The organism is Mesorhizobium sp. M7A.F.Ca.MR.362.00.0.0 (genome assembly GCF_004023175.1).
GTDB lineage: Bacteria > Pseudomonadota > Alphaproteobacteria > Rhizobiales > Rhizobiaceae > Mesorhizobium.
Map to the genome: position 1 here is coordinate 1 of NZ_RZTF01000043.1, position 2,514 is coordinate 2,514.

Below are 2,514 nucleotides of genomic sequence, written 5' to 3' on the forward strand. Positions count from 1 at the left end.
ACAATGGTCCGTTCACGACTGGCAGAACACGCGCGATCAAGCTCACACCGAGTGTCACAGAGGGCAATGGGACGCTCACCGCGTCCGCGTCATTCTTCAACACCGGCCATGTGGGCACGTTGTTTACCCTCCGGCATGGCGGGTTCAACTGCTCGACGGAACTGGCAGGCGAGGGGCAATTCACCGACGCGTTTAAGGTGACGGGCGTTGTGCAAGCCGGCGGCGGCAATGAATATAACGACCGCAACTGGGTTTATTCGGTATCCGGGACGTGGGTTGGGACGCTGCGCTGGCAACGTTCTTTCGACGGGGAAGACACAGGTTTCAAGCGCTTTCGGAAGGCTGTCTCCACCTCCGCCAGCGACATTACGGCCCCTGTTGCCAACATCACCAACGATGAAACGGACGACAACTCCATCATCTGGTACAAACTTGGGTTCGAACCAGGTGAATACACGTCGGGCACGGCAACCGTTGCTATCGATTACGACGGCGGCGGCGGCAATGGCGTCTGCCGGGTAACAGCCTTCAACTCCAGCACGTCGGTCGATATCGAAATCCTGTCTCCGTTCCATGGCGCGGTAGCCACCGACGACTGGCGCGAGTGCGAGTGGTCGGACGAGCAGGTTTGGCCGTCCTCTGTTGCTTTTGCCGAGGGGCGCCTATGGCTGTCCGGTTCCGACAGGCTATGGGGCTCTGTGTCGGATGGCTTTGAGGACTTTGACGATGAGACGGAAGGCGACAGCGGCCCAATCTCGCGATCGATTGCTACCGGTGGCGTCAATGACACCCAATGGCTACTTGCCCTCCAGCGCCTCTTGATTGGCACGGAAGGCGCTGTTTCGACATGCAAGTCGTCCTCGCTCGATGAGCCGCTGACCCCATCCAACCTTTCGATCAAGGATTCGTCGTCAACCGGAGCGGCGTCGGTGGATCCAGCCCGCATCGATAGCCGGGGCCTGTTTGTCGATCGGTCGGGAAAAGCGCTGTTCGAACTATCGTTCGATGGCACCAGTTCCGATTACAACGCCACGCAGATGAGCAAGCTTGCGACCGACCTGTTCACCTCGGGCGTGAGGTCGCTTGCGGTCCAGCGCCGCCCTGACACGCGTGTCTGGATCATCATGAACGACGGTTCGTGCGTTTGTGTCGTCTATGAGCCTATGGAAGAGGTCTTGGCCTTCATCCCGATAGAGACGGACGGTTCGTTTGAAAGCGCCGCCGTGCTGCCAGCGGATGACCAGGACAGGGCTTATTTCGTTGTCAATCGAACCGTGAACGGCTCGACCGTCCGCTATATCGAAAAGATGGCACTCGATACCGAGGTCAAGCCGTCTACACTCTGCAAGGTCATGGATGCCTTCAAAACAGGCGTCAATTCACCGGCCTCGACCACCATCAATGTCGGTACGCATCTGATCGGCGAAAGTGTGGTTGTCTGGGCCGATGGGGCTCCGCTGGTGACCGTTGCCAATGGCTACTCCGAACCGAACACCTATGTCGTGAACGGCAGTGGCAACATCACGGTCGGGTCTGCGGTGACCAATTGGGTAGCCGGTCTGCCTTATACCGCACGATACAAGTCTTCGAAGCTCGCCTATGGCGCAGCCGAAGGTACGGCGATGCTCCAGAAGAAGAAGGTCGACAAGGTCGGCCTCATCATGACGGACTTCGTTCGCGCCGGCATTCGCTACGGCTCGCAGTTCGACAATGACGACCGGCCGATGTTTCCGCTGCCGGTCTTGGAAGGCTACACGACCGCGCCCGCCATTGTGCTGAGCGATATCAACGATGAAGAGCCGTTCGTTTTCCCCGGAGAATGGGACATGGACAGCCGCGTCTGTCTTGAGTGCGCCAGCCCCAACACGCTGACGCTGATTTCCCTTGTTTTGCAGATCACCACCAACGGCTGATGCTTACTATCCATCCTGCCGATCCTCACCAGATTGCGGTAGCGCTAAACGTCACCATCGACTGGCCAGCGGTTGCCTATATCGGGATTGATGATGGCGCGATTGCCGGGTCGGGGGGCTTGGCCTGGGGTGGGGACCGATGCTGGCTGTGGTTCACAGTTCTGGAATCGAAACCTGAGTATGCCCGCCCTGTTCTTCAGATGGCAATGCGGCTCCTGCGCAAAGCCAGGCAGCTTGGCGAAAGTCACGTCTTTACCGTTCGCGACAAGCAATACGAGACCTCGCCCCGGCTGCTGAAGCTCACCGGCTTCAAGTTCCATGCGCTCGAGAACGATCAAGAGGTTTACCGATGCGAAATTTGAAGGGCCTCCGCTGATGTCGGGACTTGAACTGATTGGCCTTTTGGGCACTGCGGTTTCCGGTGTGGGTACGGTCGCGGCCGGCGCGGCGCAAAAGAACGCTGCCGACTTCGAAGCCCAGCAGATGGAGATGAGGGCGAAGGAGGAAGTGGCCGCCTCCCAGCGGGATGCCATCCAGAAGAAGCATGAAGGCGCCATCCTCAATTCCCGCGCCCAAGCTCTTGCCGCCGCATCCGGTGCTG

At 59.0% G+C, this 2,514-nt stretch carries 2 protein-coding genes; both read left to right on the forward strand.

What is annotated here, in order from left to right:
- Positions 1-1,913: hypothetical protein (locus EOC06_RS40065; protein WP_164898508.1), on the forward strand; the 1,913-nt coding region annotated here is incomplete at its 5' end.
- The gene (locus EOC06_RS08750) at positions 1,913-2,275 is read left to right on the forward strand and encodes a hypothetical protein (protein WP_128307516.1); all 363 of its coding nucleotides are present in this window, start codon (positions 1,913-1,915) and stop codon (positions 2,273-2,275) included. The genes EOC06_RS40065 and EOC06_RS08750, both read left to right, overlap by 1 nt.
- Positions 2,276-2,514 lie beyond the last annotated feature (239 nt).